The following is a 23,408-nucleotide window of genomic DNA, read 5'->3' as shown; positions in this document are numbered from 1 at the left end:
CGTATGGAGGGGGAATGAGGCGTGAGGGAACGGAGAGCGGTCGGACGGCCGCAAGAGGACGAAAACGTCCGCAGTCTCGAAGATAAGATACCGTATATCCGTGAACAACGTCGTAAGAAAGCCAACCGACGACTTATCTATGTCCTCATTTTGATTGGTCTGTTGGTCGGTGTCGTCTTTTATCTACAGTCCAGTTACTCACGGGTTGCCGAATTTGTGATTGATGGAAACATCAATGTCAAAACAAGTGATATCTTGAGCGCATCAGGAATCAACGTACATGAAACCCACGCCTTTAACGTTTCAGAAGAAAAGGTGTTGGAACGCATCGAAAAGGTTCCGGGCATTCAAGAGGCAACGATGCAAAAACAATTTTTGCACAAGTATCATGTGACAGTGACAGAAGAGAAGGAAATTGCCTACGCGAAAGATAAGCCGGGTGATCGGATCGTACTGGCGGATGGCACGATCATCCCTGGGAAATCGAAGGAAGAACTATTCGATGCACCGATTCTGACCGGTTTTACGGATCAGTCCTTAATTCGTCTGACGAAGGAACTCGTCAAAATCGAACCGAAAGTACGGAGTCGGATTTCAGAGATCGTCGCCAATGATAAAACGGATAAGGGTGGTCTTAAATTGTTCATGACGGATGGGAATACCGTATTGCTCAGTACATCGGCATTTTCAAATTCATTGAACGAGTATGTAAAGGTCATTTCCGCTTTACCAAAAGGGAAGACAGGCACGATCACGATCGATGGCGGTATCTATTTCAAACCATATAAAGGGAAAAAATAGGGAATTCGAAAGAGGCTGATGAATAAAAGAACAAACATGTGTTTTCATTCATCAGGCATTATTCGAATCGTCATCAAATCGTAATCTAATACGGCGCTAAGACGGGCAATAACTTCTTTTCGTAAGTATTCAGATAGTGTAGACTTAAACGAGAAGAAGCTTGTCTCTTTCCTATAATATAATTAGGAATAAAAAGGATTAGTATTATGAAAGTGGAGGTGTCACTCCCATGGAAACGAAAGGTACGATTGCCGCACTCGACATTGGGACATCGGAGGTGAAACTCATCGTCGGTGAACTACTTGGTGGAACACTGAACGTTCTGGCTGAAGGTTCTGCACCATCCGCGGGTGTTAAGCGTGGTGTCATCGTGGACATCGATCAAACAGTAAATGCCATTAAACAAGCGGTCACGGAAGTGGAACGCACACTCGGTGAGCCGATTGGTGAAGTATATGTCGCTATTTCAGGTGAACACATTCAAGTCAAGGATTGCCAAGGTATGACGTCGATCAAAGGGGAGGACAACGAGATCACGGACGATGACGTGAAAGATGTCCTACATTCAGCGATGGTCATGCGTATCCCGAACGAACTCAGTGTCGTAGATGTGCTGCCGAAGACCTTCACGGTCGACCAGCAAACAGAAATCACTGATCCGAGAGGAATGATCGGTTATCGTCTCGAAGTAACAGGGAAGCTTATCATCGGTGCGAAGACGATCCTACATAGCATTAAACGTTCCATTGAACGGGCTGGTCTAGAGCTTGCTGGATATGTGCTGGAGAGTTTAGCGGTATCTAGAATCGCCGCATCGATTGACGAGCTCGAGCTTGGCGTCGGAATCATCGATATCGGACATGAGACGACGACACTTTCGATTTACGAAAAGAACGACCTCGTCTACTCGACGACATTGCCATACGGTGGCGATCATCTGACACGCGATTTGACGTACAAGATGAACTGCAAATACCAAGATGCGAAACTCGCAAAAGAAGAATATGGTGTTGCCTTAGAAGCACTCGGTGACCCGGAAGAGAAAGTCTCTTACGTGACGATCAACGGCGAGCATCGTTTTGAACCGCAATCGGAAATCGGTTTCGTTCTTGAAGCACGTCTTGAAGAAATCTTCGAGATGATCCAAAAACGAATGACTCAAGCAGGGTATGCGCATATGAACAGCGGATTGATCCTGTGCGGTGGCAGTTCATCACTTCCTGGCATCGATCAGCTCGGGAAACGCATCTTTCAGCAGAGCGTCAACGTCTATCAGCCGGCTAGCCTAGGTATTCGTCATCCGAAATATGCAGTGGCGGCGGGTATGTTACGATATGTACTCTCACGTAGTGCCGTTTCGAAATCTGGGTTTGACCGGGCGGAAGAAAAGGAAGTCGTAGCCCATGGGCGTGAACAGGATGCTCTGCTTAACGAACAGGCTGCTCCTGTTCGGGATGACCGGTCGCAACGTGAACAGCCTCCAAAAGAGAAAAAGTCATTCAGCAGTTTCTTTGAGAAATTCTTTGGTTAATGCCTACAAAAAATCCAATGAGTAAAAAAATATTAGGGGGCCCTTTTTATGTTGCATTTTGATGAAATGATGGACCAAGTAGCAAAAATCAAGGTCATCGGTGTAGGCGGTGGCGGATCGAACGCCGTCAACCGAATGATTGAACACGGTGTCCAAGGCGTAGAATTCATCGCGGTGAATACGGATGCGCAAGCATTGAACATGTCACAAGCCGATGTGAAATTACAACTCGGGGCAAAACTGACACGCGGTCTTGGTGCAGGTGCGAACCCAGAGATCGGTAAAAAAGCAGCAGAAGAGAGCCGGGAGCAATTGACAGAAATTCTTTCGGGTGCTGACATGGTCTTCGTTACAGCCGGAATGGGTGGCGGAACAGGAACTGGAGCAGCGCCAGTCATTGCAGAGATTTCAAAAGAAATCGGTGCATTGACAGTCGGCGTCGTGACAAAACCATTCATGTTCGAAGGGCGCAAACGGATGCAACATGCTGTTTCGGGTGTCCAGAACTTCAAAGAAAAAGTCGATACACTCATCGTCATTCCGAACGATAAGTTGCTTGAAATCGTTGATCGGAACACACCGATGCTCGAAGCGTTCAAAGAAGCGGATAATGTCTTGCGTCAGGGTGTACAAGGGATCACGGACTTAATCGCTGTACCTGGTTTGATTAACCTTGACTTCGCCGATGTCAAGACGATCATGACTGAAAAAGGATCTGCATTGATGGGTGTGGGTGTCGCAACAGGTGAACACCGTGCGACGGAAGCAGCGAAGAAGGCGATTTCGAGTCCGTTGCTTGAGACATCGATCGAAGGGGCGAAAGGTGTCCTGATGAACATCACGGGTAGTGCGAACCTCAGCTTGTACGAAGTGACGGAAGCAGCACAAATCGTCCAAAGTGCAGCAGACGAGGAAGTCAACTTGATTTTCGGTTCGGTCATCAACGACAACCTCGAGGACGAAATCATCGTCACGGTCATTGCGACAGAATTCGAAAATGAACCACTCGACTTCGAAATTCCGTCCGCTCAAGAAATGATGAAAAATCTGTTGAAGAAAAAACAAGCGACTCCACCACCAACAGAGGAGTCAAAACCACAAGTCGAAGAGACACCTGTCAGCTCGAATCCTGAACCGGCTAAAGCGCCAGATGTCGAAGAAACGATGGACATCCCATCTTTCCTTCGCCGGAATAATCGTTGATCGATGTTCCAGTGACACGACTGCTAAACCAAGAGGTGTCGCGTAAGCGGCGCCTCTTTTTTTAAAACGAAGGAGGCAGGAACATGTTTGGGCAATGGATCAAATGGGATACACCGACCGGAACCGTACGGGCGGCATTTACGACGAAGTTCGCTGCACCACATGAAAATGGAAATTTGGGCTTACATGTCCATGACGATCGAGATGGTGTCATCCAAAATCGGCAGGTCATCGCTCGGCAATTAGATCTTTCGCTCGAGAATTCGATTTGGGCGGAGCAGGTCCATGGCAATCATGTCGAACAAGTGACGACACTTGACTCTGGACGCGGCGCTTTGGATTATGAAACAGCGATTCCGGGTACAGATGGATTGGTGACGACGGACTCGAACGTTTTGTTGATGATGTTGTTTGCTGATTGTGTGCCGCTCGTTTTCTGTGATCCGACGACAGGCATCATCGCGAATACGCACGCTGGATGGCGTGGGACGGTCGCTAACATCGTTGAAGCGACGGTCGAACAAATGGAACGTGCGGGAGCTAGTCGCTCATCGATTCAGATGGTCATTGGTCCGTCGATTCGAGAGTGTTGTTATGAAGTCGACCAGCCGGTCACCGATGCCATTGATGCATTACAACTAGACGAGTCTCCTTACATACGCAAGGAAGATGGAAAAGCGATGTTATCGCTACAAAAAACAAATGCAGCGTTAGCCGAACGGTGCGGAGTAGGTGATGTTCTGGATTCTGGTTTGTGTACACATTGCCAGGCAGAGGATTATTTCTCTTATCGACACGGTGATCACGGTGGACGCTTCGCAAGTTTGATTGTAAAGGAGTCATTGGATGTCAATTCTTGAAAATGTACAACGGGTCACTGAACAAATGCAGCATGCTCTTGAAAAGAGTTCATTTAAAAAGCAGGTACAGTTGATTGGCGTGACGAAATCAGTCTCAAGTCAAGTCGCTTCTGAGTTATTGGCTGCCGGAGTGACCCATCTTGGAGAAAACCGCCCAGATGGATTGCTCGAAAAGCAGGCGGCGCTCGGGCGAACAGCTTGTACATGGCATTTCATCGGTACGTTACAGACGCGCAAAGTGCGACAAATCATCGATGCCATCGATGTGTTGCATTCGCTCGACCGACTTCACTTAGCGGAAGAGATCAATAAACGGACGAACCGGACGATTGACTGTTTTATTCAGGTCAATGTATCCGGTGAGGAGTCAAAACAGGGTATTGCTCCGGAGGATGTACCGTCCTTCTTGCACGAAGTTGGACAGTATCCTGCGATTCGAGTCATCGGACTGATGACGATGGCCCCTTTGACGGAAGATCAACAACAAATTCGCGAGGTCTTCCGTACATTAAGAATCCTGCAACAAGAAGTAGCCGCAAAACAGTTGGCTCATGCACCCTGTACGGAATTGTCCATGGGAATGTCATCTGATTTTGAAATCGCAATCGAAGAAGGTGCGACGTTCGTCCGAATCGGAACGACACTCGTTCACATTTAAATGGAAAGAAGGGAAAAGGGATATGGGTTTCAAATCAAAAATGCAAAATCTATTTCTCGGTAACAGCGATGATTTAGATGAACTCGAGTATGAAAATGATGCTACAATAAATAAAGGTAGAGGTACGTCGCAACAAGAGTATGAAGAGTACTACGAGGAATCTACCCCGAGTGTTGCTCAAAAGGAGGACAGCGTGAAACAATCGAATATCGTGCCGCTTCATGCGACGAAAAAAACGAAATCGCAAGTCATCTTGAGTGAACCACGTGTCTTTAACGAAGCCCAAGAAATCGGGGAACACCTTCGTCAGAATCGTGCCGTCATCGTCAACATGCAGCGTATGTCAAAAGATCAATCACGACAGATGATCAACTTCTTATCTGGTGTCGTTTTCGCTCTTGATGGAACGATTACGACAATCAGTCAGAATACCCTCCTCTGTGTTCCGAACAACGTCGAGTTAGCTGGTAGCATCTCGAATCTTCTTGGAGAAGATGATATTAATCATAAGGGGTGGTAAGTATGGATTCACAAGTGATGTACGCGATTGGTCGTACATTAAGTACACTGCTGCAATATTACAGCTATGTCATGATCGTTTATATTTTGCTTTCGTGGTTCCCGAATGCCCGTGACTCTAAATTCGGACAAGTGCTCGCGATGTTAGTCGAGCCGTTTCTAGCGCCTTTCCGTCGCATCATCCCGCCTATCGGAGGCATGCTGGATATCTCGCCGATTGTTGCCTTTCTCGTCTTGAATTTGGCACAATCCGGTATTCGAGCTATCTTCTTCGTATGAGTGTATACGATCATTATCGCGGAAGCGAGCGGGAATTCGTCGATTCAGTCTTAAACTGGATTGATCACGTGGAAGCGACCTATACGTTCAAGCTAACGGATTTTTTAGATCCTCGTGAACAACAGATCACACAAGAACTCGTCGGTTCGAAATGCGCCCTCTTTTTTGAGGGCGGTTTCGAAGGCGCCGAACGGAAACGAGCAATCCTCGCACCAGATTATTATGAATACAACGTGGATGACTTTGACATCTCTATTTATCGCATTCATTATCCTACTAAATTCGTTGAACTGTCTCATCGTCAAGTCACCGGTACATTATTGAACGTCGGATTAAAACGTGCCAAATTCGGCGACGTCATCATCCAAGAGCAAGTCCAGTTTGCTGTTGCAGATGAGGTTGCCTCGTATATTGAAGCAAATGTCGAACGGGCAGGGAAGACGAAAATCCGCCTGTCTCGTGTAGAGGCGGAAGATCGCTTGAAAGTCAAGGAACAAGAGTGGGAAGAGACACTCGGGTTCGTCAGTTCCCTTCGGTTTGACACCGTCGTCAGTGAAGTGCTGGGCTTCTCACGTCAGAAGGCCCAGTCGCTGATCAAGCAAGGTGAAAGCAAAGTCAATTATAAAGTAGTTGATGATCCGAGTTTTCTTCTTGAAGAGGGCGATTTACTCTCATTACGCGGAACAGGTCGTGTCAAACTGATTGCGATTCTCGGGTCGACGAAGCGAGACCGGATCAAGTTACAATACGGTATTTTAAAAGGATAATAGAAAAGTAGAGGAGGAATTCATCATGCCATTAACGCCACTCGATATTCATAATAAGGAGTTCACACGAAAGTTTCGCGGCTATGACGAAGATGAAGTGAACGAATTCCTAGATCAAGTCATCAAGGACTTCGAATTGTTGTTACGGGAGAATCGCCAACAACAGGAAGTCATTCAGAATATGCAAGCACGTGTCGATTACTTCAGTTCGATGGAAGAAACATTGAATAAGTCGATCATCGTTGCGCAGGAAGCTGCTGAAGAAGTGAAAGCGAATGCGTCGAAGGAAGCGAGTCTGATCCTGAAACAAGCAGAACGCGAAGCAGAGCAGTTGCAAGACGCAGCGCAGCGCCGGGCACAACGAACGGATTTCGAAGTCGAGCAGATGCGTAAGAAAATCGAGCTTTACCGCAACCGGTTCAAAGTGTTGATCGATGCACAGATGGAATTGTTGACGAGCCACGACTGGGATGCGTTTGATTTCTCTTCTCGTGGAGCGCTTGACGATGTTCCGGCAGTTGCGTATAATGACGACGATGTCGTATAAATCAAATCAATGACAAGGACACGTCGCATCTTGGGCAGTTGACAGCGAATCGGGGAATGGTGGAAGCCCGAGCAACGAGAAAAGATGGGGGATCCCCTTGGAGTGCATGACTGAACGTTCACTGAACAGTAAGCCATGCCGGTTCACTCCCGTTATCGAGTTCTTAAGCGGTCCTGTGTCGTCGAATTGACGAGCAGGATTAGTAGGGTGGTACCGCGAGTTCAGCCAAGCTCGTCCCTATCTCAGGGATGAGCTTGGCTTTTTTTGTACTTTTAAAGCGAAAGGTGAGAGATGGTCAGATGGATTACAAAGAAACCTTATTGATGATGAAAACTGAGTTTTTAATGCGAGGCAACTTACCAAAACGTGAACCAGATATGCAAGCACGTTGGGAAGAGATGAACCTATACGCTGCTGTACAGGAAAAGAATGCTGGGAAACCAACATTCATCCTTCACGATGGTCCTCCGTACGCAAACGGTGATATCCATATGGGTCACGGATTAAATAAAGTCTTAAAGGACATCATCGTCCGTTATAAATCGATGAATGGCTTCCAGTCGCCTTACGTACCAGGTTGGGATACACACGGATTACCGATTGAAACAGCACTTCAAAAAGCCGGTGTTGATCGTAAATCAATGACAGTCGCAGAATTCCGTGAGTTGTGTGCGAAGTATGCACTGGAGCAAGTCGATCACCAACGGGACCAATTCAAACGTCTTGGTGTACTCGGTGATTATGACAATCCATATATCACGCTTCAGCCTGAATTCGAAGCAGCTCAAATTCGGTTATTCGGAGATATGGCAAACAAAGGCTATATCTACAAAGGGAAAAAACCTGTCTATTGGTCACCTTCTTCTGAATCGGCATTAGCTGAAGCAGAAATCGAATATCAAGACAAGCGTTCAGCTGCAATCTATGTCGCCTTCCAAGTCATGGATGGGAAAAACATCTTAGAGCCGACGGATCATTTTGTTATCTGGACGACGACACCATGGACGATTCCAGCAAACCTCGGAATCTCTGTCAGTGCAGAGCTGACGTATGCACGGATCGAGTACCAAGGAAAAGGTTATATCGTCGCAGAAACGCTCGTTCCTGAAGTCATCGAAGCACTCGGATGGGAAGAGGCAACTGTCGGACGCGTCTTCAATGGTGCTGACTTCGAGTATATGAAAGCGAAACATCCACTTTATGACCGTGAATCACTCGTCATGCTCGGTGACCACGTCACAGCCGAAGCGACAGGTGTCGTTCATACCGCTCCAGGTCACGGGGAAGATGACTTCCGGATCGGTCAAGCGTACGGTCTTGACGTTCTTTGCCCAGTCGACGATAAAGGGGTCATGACAGCAGAAGCTCCTGGATTCGAGGGCATGTTCTATGAGGATGCGAACAAAGAAATCGGTCTCGCACTCGAAGAAGCAGGCGCCCTCTTAAAACTGTCATTCATCAAACACTCGTATCCACACGACTGGCGGACGAAAAAACCGGTCATCTTCCGGGCGACGCCACAGTGGTTCGCTTCAATCAAAGACTTCCGTGCGGAAATCCTTGATGAAATCAAAGGTGTCCAGTGGGTACCAGAGTGGGGCGAAACACGTCTTCATAACATGTTCAAAGACCGCGGTGACTGGGTCATCTCGCGTCAACGTGCATGGGGTGTACCACTTCCGATCTTCTACGCTGAAGATGGTACGGAAATCGTCACACCGGAAACGATTGATCATATCGCGAACCTGTTCGCAGCTCACGGATCAAACGTCTGGTATGAGCGTGACGCAGTCGACTTGCTTCCTGAAGGATTCACACATCCAGCAAGCCCGAACGGAATCTTCAAAAAAGAAACGGACATCATGGATGTCTGGTTCGATTCCGGTTCATCACATGCCGGTGTCCTCGCGACACGTCCTGAATTGACACGTCCGGCGGATCTCTATCTTGAAGGATCTGACCAATACCGCGGTTGGTTCAACTCGTCGTTATCGACAGCCGTCGCAACGACAGGGAAAGCACCATACAAAGCGGTCGTTAGTCATGGATTCGTCCTCGATGGTCAAGGTCGCAAGATGTCGAAATCGATTGGTAACACGATTGCACCGATTCAAGTCATGCAACAATTCGGAGCTGAGATCCTTCGCTTGTGGGTGGCATCTGTCGACTATCAAGCCGATGTCCGGGCATCGATGGATAACTTCAAACAAGTCTCAGAATCATACCGGAAAATCCGGAACACGGTTCGTTTCCTCCTCGGAAACTTGGATCAATTCGATCCAGCGGCGCACCGTGTCGCATTCGAAGATTTACCAGAGTCAGACCGTTTCATGCGGACGAAGCTCGACCAACTGGTTGGAAAAGTAAAAGCGGCCTATGATGCGTACGACTTCATGTCAGTCTATCAATTGCTTCACAACTTCTGTGTCCTTGATTTGTCGTCGTTCTATCTCGATTACACGAAAGATATCCTGTATATCGAAAAAGCAGACGCAACATCACGTCGTGCAGTTCAGACAGTCATGTATGATACAGTCGTCGCTTTATTGCAATTGATGGCACCTGTCTTGCCACACACGGCAGATGAAGCATGGGAGTTCGTACCAGCTGTTGAGACGAAGAGTATCTTCTTGACGGATCTTCCGGAAACGGTCGAAGTCTCAGAAGAAGGACTTGCCCTGATCGAGAAATGGAACGCGTTCCTGACGTTCCGCGATGATGTCTTAAAAGCACTCGAGGAAGCACGCGTCGAGAAACTCGTCGGTAAGACACTCGAAGCGAAACTCCTGCTCGCGCCGAAGGAAGAGACGAAAGCCTTGCTCGGAACAATCGATCATCTTGAGCAGTTACTCCAAGTCTCCCAACTCGAATTCGTTGAAACGGCGGATAAGATGTATGAGACGACAGGCATCACGGTTCAAAAAGCAGACGGTGAAAAATGTGAACGGTGTTGGACATATTCGACGGAACTCGGACAAGATCCGGCTCATCCGACGCTTTGCCCACGTTGTACTGAAGTCGTCAATTCTTTATAATGATACAAAGGGAGGGGCGGCTGCGACTTCGCAGGACGCCCCTCATTATTTTTGGATGCGGAGGACAATAGGATGTGGCTTTACTTAGGGATTGCTGCTTTACTCGTTGGAATCGACCAGTTGACGAAATGGATCGTCGTTCAGAATATGACGATTGGTCAAGCGATCACGGTCATTCCGGATTTCTTTTATCTCAACTCGTATCGAAATCGAGGCGCAGCGTGGGGAATGCTCGAAGGTAAATTCGGCTTTTTCTTCATCGTTACGATCATCGTCGTCATTGGATTGATTTACTTCCTCTACAAGGAAGGCACGAAAAATAAGGTATTTGCTTGGAGCATCGCGTTACTGCTCAGTGGTGCGATCGGAAATTTCATCGACCGGATGGTTCGAGGAGAAGTCGTTGATTTCTTCCACTTCTTCCCGTTCGGCTATAATTTTCCGATCTTTAATGTCGCAGACGTCTGTTTGACGTTCGGTGTCATCACGATGCTGATCAGCGTCATGTTCGAAGAACGGTTGACTAAGAAAGGAACGATGGATAAATGAATGAAGTAGAAACATGGTCCGTACAAGCGGATGGAGCGACAGGGCGCATTGATAAATGGCTCGCGGAACAAAACGACTGGTCGCGTTCGCAAGTACAGGAATGGTTGAAAGCGGGACGCGTCGAAGTCGACGGTCGTGTCGTCAAACCGAACTATAAATTATCGGGAACGGAAACGATTGTCGTTCATATCCCGGAAGCAGTAGAACTTGAGATCTTACCAGAAGATATCCCGCTTGAAGTCGTCTACGAAGACTCAGATGTCATCGTCGTCAACAAACCAAAAGGAATGGTCGTCCACCCAGCGGCAGGTCATGTCTCAGGGACGCTCGTCAACGCCTTATTACATCATTGTCAGGATCTCTCAGGTATCAATGGTGTCAAACGTCCGGGAATCGTTCACCGGATCGATAAGGATACGTCAGGGCTATTGATGGTCGCGAAGAACGACTTAGCGCATGAATCGCTCGCACAACAGTTAAAAGAGAAAACGACGGAACGTCTCTACATCGCGCTCGTACACGGTGAGATTCCGCACGAGCTCGGAACGATTGAAGCACCGATCGGACGCGACAAGAACGATCGTCAACGGATGACGGTGACGGATAAGAATTCGAAGTCTGCCGTAACCCATTTCCGTGTTCTCGACCGGTACGAAGGGTTCACAGTCGTTGAATGTAAACTCGAAACAGGTCGGACACACCAGATTCGCGTTCACATGCGTTATATCGGTTTCCCGCTTGCCGGTGACCCGAAATACGGTCCACGTAAGACGATGAAAATGAACGGTCAAGCCTTGCATGCTGCGGTTCTCGGCTTCGAACATCCACGGACAGGCGAATGGATGCGTTTTGAAGCACCACTCCCGGAAGAGATGACATTCGAGATCGGTCAACTGAAAAAACTTGAATTAGAGTCTTGACGTTTTTCTAATAAAACGGTAGAGTATCACCTAGAGAGCGATGCGAGACATCCTCTACTGACACTTCGGTCGTCCGAGCGACGATCCTACCAAACTAGTATCACCTTTAATCGAGTCCGGAGAGGCTGCGAAAGGGAGAACCTACCACAATCGTGCGTAGGCATGCATACATGACGTATGCCATGATTCTGTCTTCGATGACCTTCTGCGGATTTCCGCAGAAGGTCTTTTGTATGAAAGGAGAAACCATGAAACCAGCCGTCATCTTAGATGAAGCCGCGATTGGACGCGCACTGACGCGGATCGCCCACGAAATCATCGAACGTAACAAAGGCATTGCTGATTTAATGATCGTCGGAATCAAGACGCGTGGCGAGACACTCGCCCGCCGCCTTGCGAAGCGGATCGAACAAATTGAAGGTAAACCGGTCTTACTTGGTGTCGTCGATATCTCGATGTACCGGGATGACTTGTCAAAACGAAGTTTAGAGCCGGAAATCAAAGGTTCTGAACTACCGGAAGACATTACCGGAAAAATCGTCGTCCTCGTTGACGACGTCCTTTACACCGGACGCACCGTTCGCGCCGCGATGGACGCGCTCGTCGACCACGGAAGACCGAGCATGATTCAACTCGCTGTCCTCGTCGACCGCGGACACCGGGAGTTACCGATCCGACCGGATTTCATCGGCAAGAACGTTCCGACGTCACGAGACGAGCAAGTCGTCGTCGCGCTCGCTGAAGTCGATGAAGCCGATCAAGTATTCATTAAACGCTAAAATTCAAAACCTTTAAGGTGGTCCAGAGAGACCAGAAAGGGAGTCATCCATATGGCAAAACATGCCGCAGTACTTGATGTACAAGAAGTACCTACTCACCCTCTAAACTGGCTGATGCTCAGCCTACAACACGTCTTCGCGATGTTCGGTGCGACCGTGCTCGTCCCGCTCTTAACGGGACTCAACACATCGGTCGCGCTCGTCGCAAGCGGAGTCGGCACACTGATTTTCCTCGCCGTCACCCGCTTCAAAGTACCCACATATCTTGGTTCAAGCTTTGCCTACATCGCCCCAATCATCGCCGTCAGTGAACGGTGGGGTGTCGAGGACGCCTTAATCGGCGGAATGGTCGCTGGACTCGTCTACGGACTTGTCTCCCTCCTCATCCGTTACACGGGCGCTGCCTGGTTGCTTCGCTTACTCCCACCGGTCGTCATCGGACCGGTCATCATGGTCATCGGTTTATCGCTCGCCCCGACCGCTGTCAACATGGCGATGAACGGAGCGGACGGTAAGTACAACGGACTGTACTTCCTCGTCGCGATGGTCACACTCGGCGTCACACTCCTTGCAATGACGTACTTAAAAGGAATGTGGAGCACGATTCCGATCCTGTTCGGGATCACGGTTGGTTATCTCGTTGCGGCATCGGTTGGAATCATTGACTTCACACCGCTCCAACAAGCCACGTTCTTCCACGTGCCGGACTTCACGATTCCGTTCCTGAATTACACACCATCGTGGAATACAGCCGCCTTGCTTCTGATTGTTCCCGTGACGCTCGTCACACTGACGGAACACATCGGCGAACAAAAAGTGACATCACGGATCATCGGGCGCGAGACGCTCCTCGATCCTGGTATGCACCGGACCGTACTGGGCGACGGGATTGCGAAGACGGTCGCTTCGATGCTCGGTGGTCCACCGGTGACGACTTACGGTGAGAACAACGGTGTCATGTCGATCACTCGCGTGTACAGTGTCTATGTCCTCGGTGGGGCAGCAGTGCTTGCCATCAGCTTCGGATTCCTCGGATATGTCGAAGGATTCATCAAGACGATTCCGACACCGGTCATGGGCGGCATCAGTATCCTCTTATTCGGAGTCATCGCCTCAAACGGTCTCCGGACACTGACGGAAAGTAAGATCGACCTTGCCGATAAACGGAACTTGACGATTACAGCTGTCATTCTTGTCACAGGTATCGGAGGCGCCGCCTTAAAAATCGGCAATTTCTCCCTTGAAGGGATGGCACTGGCGACGATCCTCGGGATCATCTTAAATCTGGTCCTTCCGAAAACGACGGAGCAGGTCGAAGAAACAACGGAAACTTCTACAACTCAATCGGTAAGCTAACAACTTTTAAGACGTTCCGAGAGAACGATAAAGTGAAGGCCATGAAAAGATGCAGGGAATCACTCTGCCTTCTTTCGGCGCACCTTCACTTAGAAGGTGCGCCTTTTTCATGACCTGAAGAGGAGTGAATGACATGAAGACAATCTTACAAACCAGACATTTCGTCAATTTAGAAAGCTTATCCATTACAGAAATCAAAACGTTGATTGAACGCAGTCTCGCTTTTAAACGGGGCGAGCCAGCACCAGATTTTTCCGATAAGACACTCGTCAATCTGTTCTTTGAAAACTCGACGCGAACACGCTCTTCCTTTGAGATGGCAGAGCATCGTCTGAACATGCATCTACTGCCGTTCGAAACGGCGACTTCCTCCGTGCAAAAGGGAGAAACGTTACGCGATACATGCAAGACACTCGAAGCAATCGGCGCAGATGCTTTGGTCATTCGCCACGGAGCAACCGGATATTACGAAGAACTGATACAGACACTCGATATTCCGATCATCAATGCGGGAGACGGGAGCGGTCAACATCCGTCCCAGTCCTTACTCGATTTGATGACGATCGTCGAAACGTACGGAACGGTCGAAGGAAAAGTCGTCGTCATCTGTGGGGACTTACAACATAGTCGCGTCGCCCGATCGAACGCGGACATCTTAAAGCGACTCGGTGCCATCGTTTATGGATCAGGACCTATTGAGTGGTACGACCCTGCGATGGGCATACCGTATCTTCCGATGGATGAAGCCGTCGAGCAGTGCGACATCTTAATGTTACTGCGTGTCCAGCACGAACGGCATGACGGGACGACACGATTTGATCCAGCAGTCTACCACACAACGTACGGATTGACACATGAGCGGATGAACCGTCTGAAGCATTCCGCGATCGTCCTGCATCCGGCACCGGTCAATCGGGGAGTCGAGATTGCTGACGAACTGGTCGAACATCCGCGATCGCGGATCTTTGAACAGATGAAAAATGGTGTCTTTGCACGGATGGCGATTCTGGAATGGTGCTTTTCAACGAAATCAATCAAAGGAGACGATGCAGATGACAACACGAATTGAGAATGCGAGATGGTACGAGGCGGGACAAGTTCGAACGGGAGATATTCGGATTGAAGCGGGGAAAATCACGGATTTAGCAGCAACACCGCAAGCGAATGAAACGATCATTGATGCGTCAGGATTATTCGTCGCACCAGGATTCGTCGACATCCATGTCCACCTACGGGAACCGGGTGGCGAACATAAGGAGACGATTGCGACCGGCACGGCAGCGGCGGCAGCGGGTGGATTCACGACGATCTGTCCGATGCCGAACACGCGCCCCGTACCAGACGATCGTCAAACACTTGATGCGTTGTTCCAAAAGATTGAAGAGACAGCGTCCGTTCGGGTTTTGCCTTACGCGGCGATTTCAAAAAATCAACTCGGACAAGAACTCGTCGCGTTCGACCAATTAACAGATGCTGTCGCCTTTACGGATGATGGTGTCGGCGTCCAGACGGCAGCAGTCATGCGGACAGCGATGCAACAAGCGGCACGGCTCGGGAAAACGATTGTTGCCCACTGTGAAGATGATTCGCTAAAAGCAGGATGTGTGCACGAGGGGAACTACAGTCGACGAGAAGGACTACAAGGTATTCCGTCGCTTGCTGAGAGTATCCACATCGCACGTGATGTTCTGATCGCAGAAGAAACCGGCTGTCATTATCACGTCTGTCATGTCTCGACGAAAGAATCGGTCCGTGTCATCCGTGACGCGAAACGAGCAGGGATTCGGGTGACGGCAGAAGTCACACCGCACCATCTGGTGTTGATCGATGAAGACATACCGAATCAGGACCCGAACTTTAAAATGAATCCTCCCTTACGAAGTGAAGCAGATCGCCAAGCATTGCTCGAGGGGTTAGCGGACGGAACGATTGATTGCATCGCGACCGATCATGCTCCCCATGCGGCAGAAGAGAAGGCACTCGGTATCGAACGCGCCCCGTTTGGCATCACAGGGTTCGAGACGGCCTTTCCACTCCTCTATACGAAACTTGTCGCTGAAGGAGAGATGCGACTTGAGACACTGATCCGGAATTTGACGGACAAGGCAGCAGCGATTTTTGAACTCCCTTACGGCAAGCTCGAAGTGGGGGCGGAAGCAGATCTGGTTTTGCTTGATCTAGAAACGGAGCGTACCGTATCACCGGAACGATTCCGTTCAAAAGGCAAGAACACACCATTCGCAGGAGAACGGTTAAAAGGATTCCCGGTCATGACGCTCGTCAAGGGAGAAATCGTATTCAAGGAGGACACAGCACATGCGTAAACGGACACTGATACTAGAAGATGGGATGACGTTTGAAGGAACAGCGTTTGGCTCAGATACGACAACAACAGGAGAAGTCGTCTTTCAGACCGGAATGACAGGGTATCAAGAAATGTTATCGGATCCATCTTACTGTGATCAGATGATCGTGTTGACGAACCCATTGATCGGCAATTACGGAATCAACCGAGAAGATTATGAAACGACGCGTCCGCTCGCTAAAGCACTGATCGTACGTGAACATTGTCAGACGCCGTCGAATTTCCGGAGTGAGATGTCGCTCGATGCAGCCCTTCAAGATCTTGATATTCCAGGATTAAGTGGAATCGATACGCGCCAATTGACACGGCATATCCGTTCGAAAGGCGTCATGCGTGGACGACTCGTTGATGGTGAGTTCGATTTAGCAGCAGAACTGGTTCATCTTCAAAACGCACCTATCGAGACGGATCAAGTCAAGCGAGCTTCAACGGAACGAGCGTACATCATTCCGGGTGCTGGACCGCGAATCGTTCTCGTCGATTTCGGTGCGAAGCTCGGAATCGTCCGCGAACTCGTCAAACGCGGCTGTGAAGTCGTCGTCGTGCCCTACGACGTCAGTGCAACGGAAGTCTTACGCTATCGTCCGGACGGTGTAATGCTATCGAACGGACCGGGGAATCCAAAGGATGTCCCAACGGCGATTCCGATGATTCAAGAATTGACGGGAAAAGTCGTCATCTTCGGCATCTGTCTCGGTCATCAGTTGATTGCACTAGCGCACGGGGCGGATACGTTCAAGCTCCCATTCGGTCACCGAGGGGCGAATCATCCCGTCCAAGATATCCGGACAGGTCGCGTCGATATCACGTCGCAAAACCACGGGTATGCCGTTGACGAACAGTCCTTACACGATACCGTGCTTGAAGTGACGCATCTTGCGATCAACGACGGAACGGTCGAAGGCATCCGTCATACGACTGCAGCAGTCTTCTCCGTTCAGTATCATCCGGAAGCATCACCTGGTCCGATGGATGCAAACGGCCTATTCCAACAGTTTTTAGAAGAAATCACGAAACAACAGGAGGTCTCTCATGCCTAAACGTCAAGATATCCAGAAGATTCTCGTTATCGGGTCCGGTCCCATCGTCATCGGACAAGCTGCTGAATTCGACTACGCTGGAACACAAGCGTGTCAAGCCTTGAAGGAAGAAGGATATGAAGTCATCCTCGTCAACTCGAATCCGGCGACGATCATGACGGATCCAACAGTTGCGGATCGTGTCTACATCGAGCCTCTTCAAGCAGAGTTCGTCTCACGGATCATCCGCAAGGAACGTCCGGATGCCTTGCTAGCGACACTTGGTGGTCAGACGGGTCTGAACTTGGCTGTCGAGCTGGATCGACTCGGTGTCCTTGCTGAGTATGGTGTCGAGTTACTCGGTACGAAATTGTCAGCAATCGAAGAGGCAGAAGATCGTGATTTGTTCCGTCAACTGATGTTTAGACGTGGACATGGTGTGCCGGACAGTGAAATCGTGCATACGCTCGAAGAGGCACAACAATTCCGGCAACAGATCGGTCTACCGATCATCATCCGTCCGGCGTATACGCTTGGGGGAACGGGCGGTGGCATCGCCAACACACCAGAAGAGTTCACGCGAATCGTCGAAGGGGGACTCAAGGCAAGTCCGGCAACACAGGTACTTCTTGAAAAATCAATTGCCGGGATGAAGGAAGTCGAGTTCGAAGTCATGCGCGATGCGACGAATCAGGCGATCATCGTCTGTGCGATGGAAAACTTCGATCCCGTCGGTGTTCATACTGGAGACTCGATCGTCTTTGCCCCGACGCAAACGCTATCGGATCGCGATTATCAATTGCTACGAAACGTCTCGCTTGATATCATCCGTGCACTCGGAATCGAAGGTGGATGTAACATCCAGTTCGCACTGGATCCGACGAGCTTCGACTACTATGTCATCGAAGTCAACCCACGTGTCTCACGCTCGTCCGCACTCGCGTCAAAAGCGACGGGTTATCCAATCGCAAAACTAGCTGCGAAGATTGCCGTCGGGTATGCCTTATCCGAATTAAAGAACCCGATCACCGAGACAAGTTTTGCTTCCTTCGAACCGGCACTCGATTATGTCGTCGCCAAGATTCCGCGCTGGCCGTTCGATAAATTCGAAACGGCAGACCGGACACTCGGCACACAGATGAAAGCAACTGGTGAGGTCATGGCAATGGGACGGACGATGGAAGAGGCCTTACTAAAAGCCGTTCGTTCGCTCGAGATCGGTACAGCGGATCTGTATATGCCACGCTTCATCGAAATGGCAGACGATGCCTTACAACAAGCGATTCGCCAAGCGACGGACGATCGACTCTTCGCCTTGTACGCGGGCTTCGTCCGCGGTTACAGCGTCGAACAGATTCATGACTGGACGGCGATTGATCGCCTGTTCCTCGAGAAGTTGCACCATATTTGGCAGCTCGAGCAATCGGTCGCAGCTGGTTTGACACCTGAACTACTCCTGCATGTGAAGCGGTATGGATTCAGTGACCCGATGCTCGCCCGGATCACCGGACAAACGGAAACGGAGATTCGCCGGATGCGTGAAGCACAAGCGATTCACCCGGTCTATAAGATGGTCGATACGTGTGCGGCCGAGTTCGCGTCCGACACGCCGTACTACTACGGGACATACGAACGCGAAAATGAAGCGATCGCGACGAATCGCTCTTCGATTCTCGTCTTAGGATCAGGTCCGATCCGGATTGGTCAAGGCGTCGAGTTCGATTACGCGACGGTCCATTCGATTCAAGCGATTCGTCAAGCCGGCTACGAAGCAATCATCGTCAACAACAATCCAGAAACGGTCTCGACCGACTTCTCGATTTCCGATCGTCTCTACTTTGAACCACTGACGACGGAGGATGTTCTCGAAGTCATCCGAAACGAACGTCCACTCGGTGTCATCGTCCAGTTCGGTGGACAGACAGCGATCAACTTAGCCGAGTCATTAGCAGCAGAAGGTGTAAAAATCCTCGGGACATCGCTTGAGGATCTCGACCGGGCTGAGGACCGGAAACAGTTCGAAGCAGCATTGACGGCGCTCGACATTCCACAGCCACCAGGTAAAACGGCCGTGACAGTCGAAGAAGCGGTCACGGCAGCAGCGTCACTCGGTTACCCGGTTCTCGTTCGTCCATCGTACGTCCTCGGCGGTCGGGCAATGGAAATCGTCTATGCTCAAGAAGAACTGGAACATTACATGAGACACGCGGTCATCGCCTCACCGGAACGACCGGTCCTCGTTGACCGCTACCTGACAGGAATCGAACTCGAGGTCGACGCGATCTGCGACGGAACGGATGTCGTCATCCCCGGCATCATGGAGCATATCGAACGTGCCGGTGTTCACTCGGGTGACTCGATTGGTGTCTATCCGCCACAACGGGTCTCCCAGGACATCAAGGACCGGATCGTCGACTACACGACACGGATTGCGAAAGCCTTCGGCATCAAAGGCTTACTCAACATCCAGTTCGTCTACGCGGACGGCGCCCTCTATGTCCTTGAAGTCAATCCGCGTGCCAGCCGGACGGTGCCATTCATCTCGAAAGTGACGGGACTTCCGGTCGCACGGCTCGCAACGGACATCATTCTCGGTGAGACACTCGCTTCTTATGGGTTAACAAGTGGTGTCCTGCCGGAAGAACCACTCGTCTCGGTCAAAGTGCCGGTCTTCTCATTTGCGAAGCTGAAAGAAGTCGATCCAACGCTCGGACCAGAAATGAAATCGACTGGTGAAGTCATCGGAACGGATCGGACGCTTGAAAAAGCGCTCTATAAAGGGTTGCTCGCATCAGGGATGGCGATTCCAGAGCACGGTCGTGTCCTCTTGACGGTCGCAGATCCAGATAAAGCAGAAATGACGGATCTTGCACGTCGCTTTGCCTCACTTGGATTCACGTTACTTGCAACGGAAGGAACGGCAGCCTACTTGACGGCGCAAGGATTACCGGTCCAGACGGTCGGCAAAATCGACTCGTCTTCCGAATCGATGCTCGACGTGATTGAAAAAGGGGAGATCGAATACGTCATCAATACGATGAGTCGAGACTCGCAAGTCACGAAAGATGGCTTCATCATTCGCCGGGCAGCAGCCGAGAATCAAGTCGTCTGTCTGACATCACTCGATACGGCGGAAGCAATCCTACGCGTCATCGAAAGTCGCTCGTTCGAAGCCAGTGCAATCCAAGCCTTCACACATGAAAAGAAAGTGGTGATCCAATGAAGCAACTCTTGACGGTCGTCTCTCGACGAACGGTAGCTCAAGGTGCGACAGAACTCGTCTGTCGCCTTGAGCAACCTCAGGTCATCGCGCCAGGGCGATTCATGCATCTTCGCGTCGGGCCACTCTTACGCCGACCGATCTCGATTGCCCGGGTCGATCATGACTTGATCACGTTTCTCTTTAAAGAAATCGGACAAGGAACGGCGGAACTCGCTTCCTTACGTCCCGACGATAAAATCGATGCCCTCGGACCGCTTGGAAACGGGTTTCCGATCAACGCCGTCAACCGAGACCAACGGGTCGTTCTCGTTGGTGGAGGAATCGGGGTGCCACCGCTGTACGAGACGATGCGCCAACTCGTCGCACGGGGTGTGACGTGTGAAGCGATTCTCGGATTCGATACGGCAACGAGTGTTTTTTACGAAGCGGAATTTAAAGCGCTCGGCAAGACGACGGTCACGACGGTCGATGGCACACACGGCACGAAAGGGTTCGTTACGGCTGCCTTATATCCGGAAAACTACGACGTCCTACTCGCCTGCGGACCGGAGCCGATGTTGCGGTCACTCCAACAACAACCGATCGAGCATAAGTATCTGTCGATCGAAAATCGGATGGGATGCGGCATCGGTGCTTGTTTTGCCTGTGTCTGTCAAACACCGACCGGCGGGTATGTCAAAACGTGTTCCGATGGTCCAGTCTTTCGGGCAGAGGAGGTCGTATTATGACGGAACGATTGCGTGTCGAGTTGCCGGGACTTTCCTTGAAAAATCCGATCATGCCGGCATCCGGATGTTTTGGGTTCGGTGAAGAGTACGCGAAGTTATATGATTTATCAGAGCTCGGGGCGATCATGATCAAAGCAGCGACGGGTGAAGAACGCTACGGAAATCCGACGCCGCGTGTCGCAGAGAGCGGGATGGGGATGTTGAATGCAATCGGTCTCCAAAACCCGGGTGTCGATGGTATCTTAACGAAAAAACTACCGTTCCTTGAAACATTTAATACAGCGATCATCGCGAATGTCGCTGGATCGACACCGGAAGAGTATGAGCTTGTCGCCGAAAAAATGAGTCGTCACCCTGGCATTCATGCACTGGAATTAAATATCTCCTGTCCGAACGTTAAATCAGGTGGGATCCAGTTCGGAACGGATCCGTTGCTTGCCGCTGAATTGACGCGTCGTGTCAAACAGGTCTCGACCAAACCGGTTTACGTTAAGCTTTCACCGAACGTCACTTCGATCGTCGAGATGGCGCGAGCCGTCGAAGCAGCGGGTGCGGACGGACTGACGATGATCAACACACTCGTCGGGATGCGAATTGATGTCCGGACGGGGCAGCCGATCCTTGCGAACCGGATCGGTGGATTATCCGGTCCATCGATCAAACCGGTCGCGATTCGGATGATTCATGATGTCGCGCAAGCCGTCTCGATTCCGATCATTGGGATGGGTGGCGTGATGGAGGTCGATGACGTCTTAGAAATGATTTACGCCGGGGCTTCCGCTGTTGCTGTCGGTACGGCAAACTTCGTCAATCCATACATCTGTCAAGAATTGATTCAGCAGTTACCGGAACGGATGGACGAGCTGGGCATCGATCATATTTTAGACATCAGGGGGAAAGCATATGAATCAACTTTACATCGCGCTTGATTTTCCGACCGAAGCAGAAGTCTTTTCGTTTCTCGACCGATTCGAAGCGACACGACCAGCCGTGAAAGTCGGGATGGAATTATTTTATGCAGCAGGCGGAACATTCGTCCGAAAACTCGTCGAGCGTGGGCATGCGGTGTTTCTCGATGTCAAAGTTCACGACATTCCAGAAACGGCGCGTCGGACGATGCGCATCATCGGACAATTAGGCGTTGAACTGACGAACGTCCATGTTTCCGGTGGGAAAGAGATGATGATCGCGGCGCGAGAAGGACTACGTGAAACGAATGCTGAGACACAATTAATCGGCGTGACGCAGTTGACATCAACGGATGAAGCGATGCTACGCGATTTGAAGATTGAGGAAGCAATGCCGGCTGTCGTACGTGAGTATGCGCAACTGGCAGAAGCAGCCGGACTAGACGGTATCGTTTGTTCGGCGCTCGACCTTCCAGAACTCACTGCAGTCTGCCGGTCGGATTTCCGATTCGTCACACCCGGTATCCGTCCGACAAACAGTATAGCGGATGATCAGAAGCGGGTCGCGACCGTTCACGAGGCTCGTCAAAATGGAGCAACGGATTTAGTGATTGGTCGTCCGATTACGCGTGCCGCACATCCTGAACAGGTCTACCAAACGTTACTCGAACAATGGAAGGGGCAATTCTCATGGTAAATCTAATCGCTAGTGCGTTACTCCGTATTGAAGCCGTCACCTTATCGCCAAACGATCCATACACATGGGCAAGTGGACTTCGTTCACCAATCTATTGTGATAATCGGTTGACGCTTTCGTACCCGGAAGTTCGTTCCTTGATTGCAAATGCACTCGCTGAGAAAGTAAAGGGACTTGCAGTCGATGTGATTGCTGGAACCGCGACGGCAGGTATTCCACACGCGGCATTCGTTGCGGAACGATTAGGATTACCGATGGTCTACGTACGTAGTGGCAACAAGAAACACGGGAAAGGGAACCAAATCGAAGGTGTCATTCAACCAGGGCAACGTGTCGTCGTCATCGAAGACTTATTATCAACGGGGATGTCGGCGATCGAGGCAGCGGAAGCCCTCCAAGCAAAAGGGGCGAACGTCATTCGCATTCAAGCGATCTTCTCTTATGGGATGGAACGCTTGAAAACCAATCTCCGAGACGCGAAGATTGACGCGGATGCATTACTGACGTTCGAAGCGCTACTCGAAACGGCACAACAACAAGGTGATATCACGGTAGAAGAACAGGAACAATTGGCAGATTGGTCAAAGGATCCGGTTGCCTGGAGCGAACGGTTTACCGCAAACGTCTAAAAACAGATAGTTTCCGTCGGACGACCTACGATTTC

General features: G+C 50.2%; 22 protein-coding genes. All 22 read left to right on the top strand.

Annotated features, from left to right (window positions below; translation table 11 throughout):
* Positions 1-21: 21 nt before the first annotated feature.
* The 22 genes from ACRPK8_RS04285 to pyrE all read left to right on the top strand — a co-directional run bounded on the left by ACRPK8_RS04285 (position 22) and on the right by pyrE (position 23,373).
* Positions 22-801 (top strand): cell division protein FtsQ/DivIB, encoded by a 780-nt coding sequence (locus ACRPK8_RS04285; RefSeq protein ID WP_432237069.1) that lies wholly within the window; start codon positions 22-24, stop codon positions 799-801.
* A 229-nt stretch (positions 802-1,030) separates the two neighbouring features.
* The gene (ftsA, locus tag ACRPK8_RS04280; protein WP_432237068.1) at positions 1,031-2,332 is read left to right on the top strand and encodes a cell division protein FtsA; all 1,302 of its coding nucleotides are present in this window, start codon (positions 1,031-1,033) and stop codon (positions 2,330-2,332) included.
* A gap of 48 nt (positions 2,333-2,380) precedes the next feature.
* A complete protein-coding gene (gene ftsZ, locus ACRPK8_RS04275; protein WP_029342137.1) occupies positions 2,381-3,535 on the top strand; it encodes a cell division protein FtsZ in 1,155 nt (384 codons plus the stop codon).
* Positions 3,536-3,618: 83 nt separating this feature from the next.
* Positions 3,619-4,395, top strand: a complete 777-nt coding sequence (gene pgeF / locus ACRPK8_RS04270) for a peptidoglycan editing factor PgeF (protein ID WP_432237067.1) — start codon at positions 3,619-3,621, stop codon at positions 4,393-4,395.
* A complete protein-coding gene (locus ACRPK8_RS04265) occupies positions 4,382-5,053 on the top strand; it encodes a YggS family pyridoxal phosphate-dependent enzyme (protein ID WP_432237066.1) in 672 nt (223 codons plus the stop codon). Before pgeF ends, ACRPK8_RS04265 begins: the two co-directional genes overlap by 14 nt.
* 40 nt (positions 5,054-5,093) lie before the next feature.
* Positions 5,094-5,573: a cell division protein SepF gene (locus ACRPK8_RS04260; RefSeq protein WP_432237065.1), complete on the top strand. Its 480-nt coding sequence runs from the start codon at positions 5,094-5,096 to the stop codon at positions 5,571-5,573.
* 2 nt (positions 5,574-5,575) lie between these two features.
* Complete coding sequence (locus tag ACRPK8_RS04255; protein ID WP_035406819.1) at positions 5,576-5,851, top strand: YggT family protein; 276 nt, start codon at positions 5,576-5,578, stop codon at positions 5,849-5,851.
* Complete coding sequence (locus ACRPK8_RS04250; RefSeq protein ID WP_432237064.1) at positions 5,848-6,618, top strand: RNA-binding protein; 771 nt, start codon at positions 5,848-5,850, stop codon at positions 6,616-6,618. Before ACRPK8_RS04255 ends, ACRPK8_RS04250 begins: the two co-directional genes overlap by 4 nt.
* A 25-nt stretch (positions 6,619-6,643) precedes the next feature.
* Positions 6,644-7,165 (top strand): DivIVA domain-containing protein, encoded by a 522-nt coding sequence (locus tag ACRPK8_RS04245; RefSeq protein WP_023468794.1) that lies wholly within the window; start codon positions 6,644-6,646, stop codon positions 7,163-7,165.
* 299 nt (positions 7,166-7,464) lie between these two features.
* Complete coding sequence (ileS, locus tag ACRPK8_RS04240) at positions 7,465-10,200, top strand: isoleucine--tRNA ligase (RefSeq protein ID WP_432237063.1); 2,736 nt, start codon at positions 7,465-7,467, stop codon at positions 10,198-10,200.
* A 72-nt stretch (positions 10,201-10,272) separates the two neighbouring features.
* The gene (lspA, locus tag ACRPK8_RS04235; RefSeq protein ID WP_432237062.1) at positions 10,273-10,749 is read left to right on the top strand and encodes a signal peptidase II; all 477 of its coding nucleotides are present in this window, start codon (positions 10,273-10,275) and stop codon (positions 10,747-10,749) included.
* Positions 10,746-11,669 (top strand): RluA family pseudouridine synthase, encoded by a 924-nt coding sequence (locus tag ACRPK8_RS04230; protein WP_432237061.1) that lies wholly within the window; start codon positions 10,746-10,748, stop codon positions 11,667-11,669. Before lspA ends, ACRPK8_RS04230 begins: the two co-directional genes overlap by 4 nt.
* Before the next feature lie 248 nt (positions 11,670-11,917).
* Positions 11,918-12,448 (top strand): bifunctional pyr operon transcriptional regulator/uracil phosphoribosyltransferase PyrR, encoded by a 531-nt coding sequence (pyrR, locus tag ACRPK8_RS04225; protein WP_432237143.1) that lies wholly within the window; start codon positions 11,918-11,920, stop codon positions 12,446-12,448.
* Between the two features lie 51 nt (positions 12,449-12,499).
* Entirely contained in the window at positions 12,500-13,804 is a 1,305-nt protein-coding gene (locus tag ACRPK8_RS04220) for a uracil-xanthine permease family protein (protein ID WP_432237060.1), read from the top strand.
* Between the two features lie 133 nt (positions 13,805-13,937).
* A complete protein-coding gene (locus tag ACRPK8_RS04215) occupies positions 13,938-14,873 on the top strand; it encodes an aspartate carbamoyltransferase catalytic subunit (protein ID WP_432237059.1) in 936 nt (311 codons plus the stop codon).
* Positions 14,857-16,128 carry a dihydroorotase gene (locus ACRPK8_RS04210; RefSeq protein ID WP_432237058.1) on the top strand — a complete coding sequence of 424 codons (1,272 nt, stop codon included), beginning with the start codon at positions 14,857-14,859 and terminating at the stop codon, positions 16,126-16,128. Before ACRPK8_RS04215 ends, ACRPK8_RS04210 begins: the two co-directional genes overlap by 17 nt.
* Complete coding sequence (locus ACRPK8_RS04205; RefSeq protein ID WP_223040581.1) at positions 16,121-17,209, top strand: carbamoyl phosphate synthase small subunit; 1,089 nt, start codon at positions 16,121-16,123, stop codon at positions 17,207-17,209. The genes ACRPK8_RS04210 and ACRPK8_RS04205 overlap by 8 nt, the downstream gene beginning before the upstream one ends.
* Positions 17,202-20,411 carry a carbamoyl-phosphate synthase large subunit gene (gene carB, locus ACRPK8_RS04200; protein ID WP_432237057.1) on the top strand — a complete coding sequence of 1,070 codons (3,210 nt, stop codon included), beginning with the start codon at positions 17,202-17,204 and terminating at the stop codon, positions 20,409-20,411. Before ACRPK8_RS04205 ends, carB begins: the two co-directional genes overlap by 8 nt.
* Positions 20,408-21,139: an NAD-dependent dihydroorotate dehydrogenase B electron transfer subunit gene (locus tag ACRPK8_RS04195; protein WP_432237056.1), complete on the top strand. Its 732-nt coding sequence runs from the start codon at positions 20,408-20,410 to the stop codon at positions 21,137-21,139. The genes carB and ACRPK8_RS04195 overlap by 4 nt, the downstream gene beginning before the upstream one ends.
* A complete protein-coding gene (locus ACRPK8_RS04190) occupies positions 21,136-22,068 on the top strand; it encodes a dihydroorotate dehydrogenase (protein ID WP_432237055.1) in 933 nt (310 codons plus the stop codon). The genes ACRPK8_RS04195 and ACRPK8_RS04190 overlap by 4 nt, the downstream gene beginning before the upstream one ends.
* Positions 22,043-22,744: an orotidine-5'-phosphate decarboxylase gene (gene pyrF, locus ACRPK8_RS04185; RefSeq protein WP_432237054.1), complete on the top strand. Its 702-nt coding sequence runs from the start codon at positions 22,043-22,045 to the stop codon at positions 22,742-22,744. The genes ACRPK8_RS04190 and pyrF overlap by 26 nt, the downstream gene beginning before the upstream one ends.
* On the top strand, positions 22,732-23,373 hold the full coding sequence (pyrE, locus tag ACRPK8_RS04180) for an orotate phosphoribosyltransferase (protein WP_432237142.1): 642 nt from the start codon (positions 22,732-22,734) through the stop codon (positions 23,371-23,373). Before pyrF ends, pyrE begins: the two co-directional genes overlap by 13 nt.
* Positions 23,374-23,408: the final 35 nt, after the last annotated feature.

The sequence above is a fragment of the Exiguobacterium sp. TDN 0502 genome, assembly GCF_050846835.1.
In the GTDB taxonomy this organism is placed as follows: domain Bacteria; phylum Bacillota; class Bacilli; order Exiguobacteriales; family Exiguobacteriaceae; genus Exiguobacterium_A.
The sequence above is the reverse complement of the archived record's forward strand: the minus strand, read 5'-3'. Positions and strand labels throughout refer to the sequence as shown.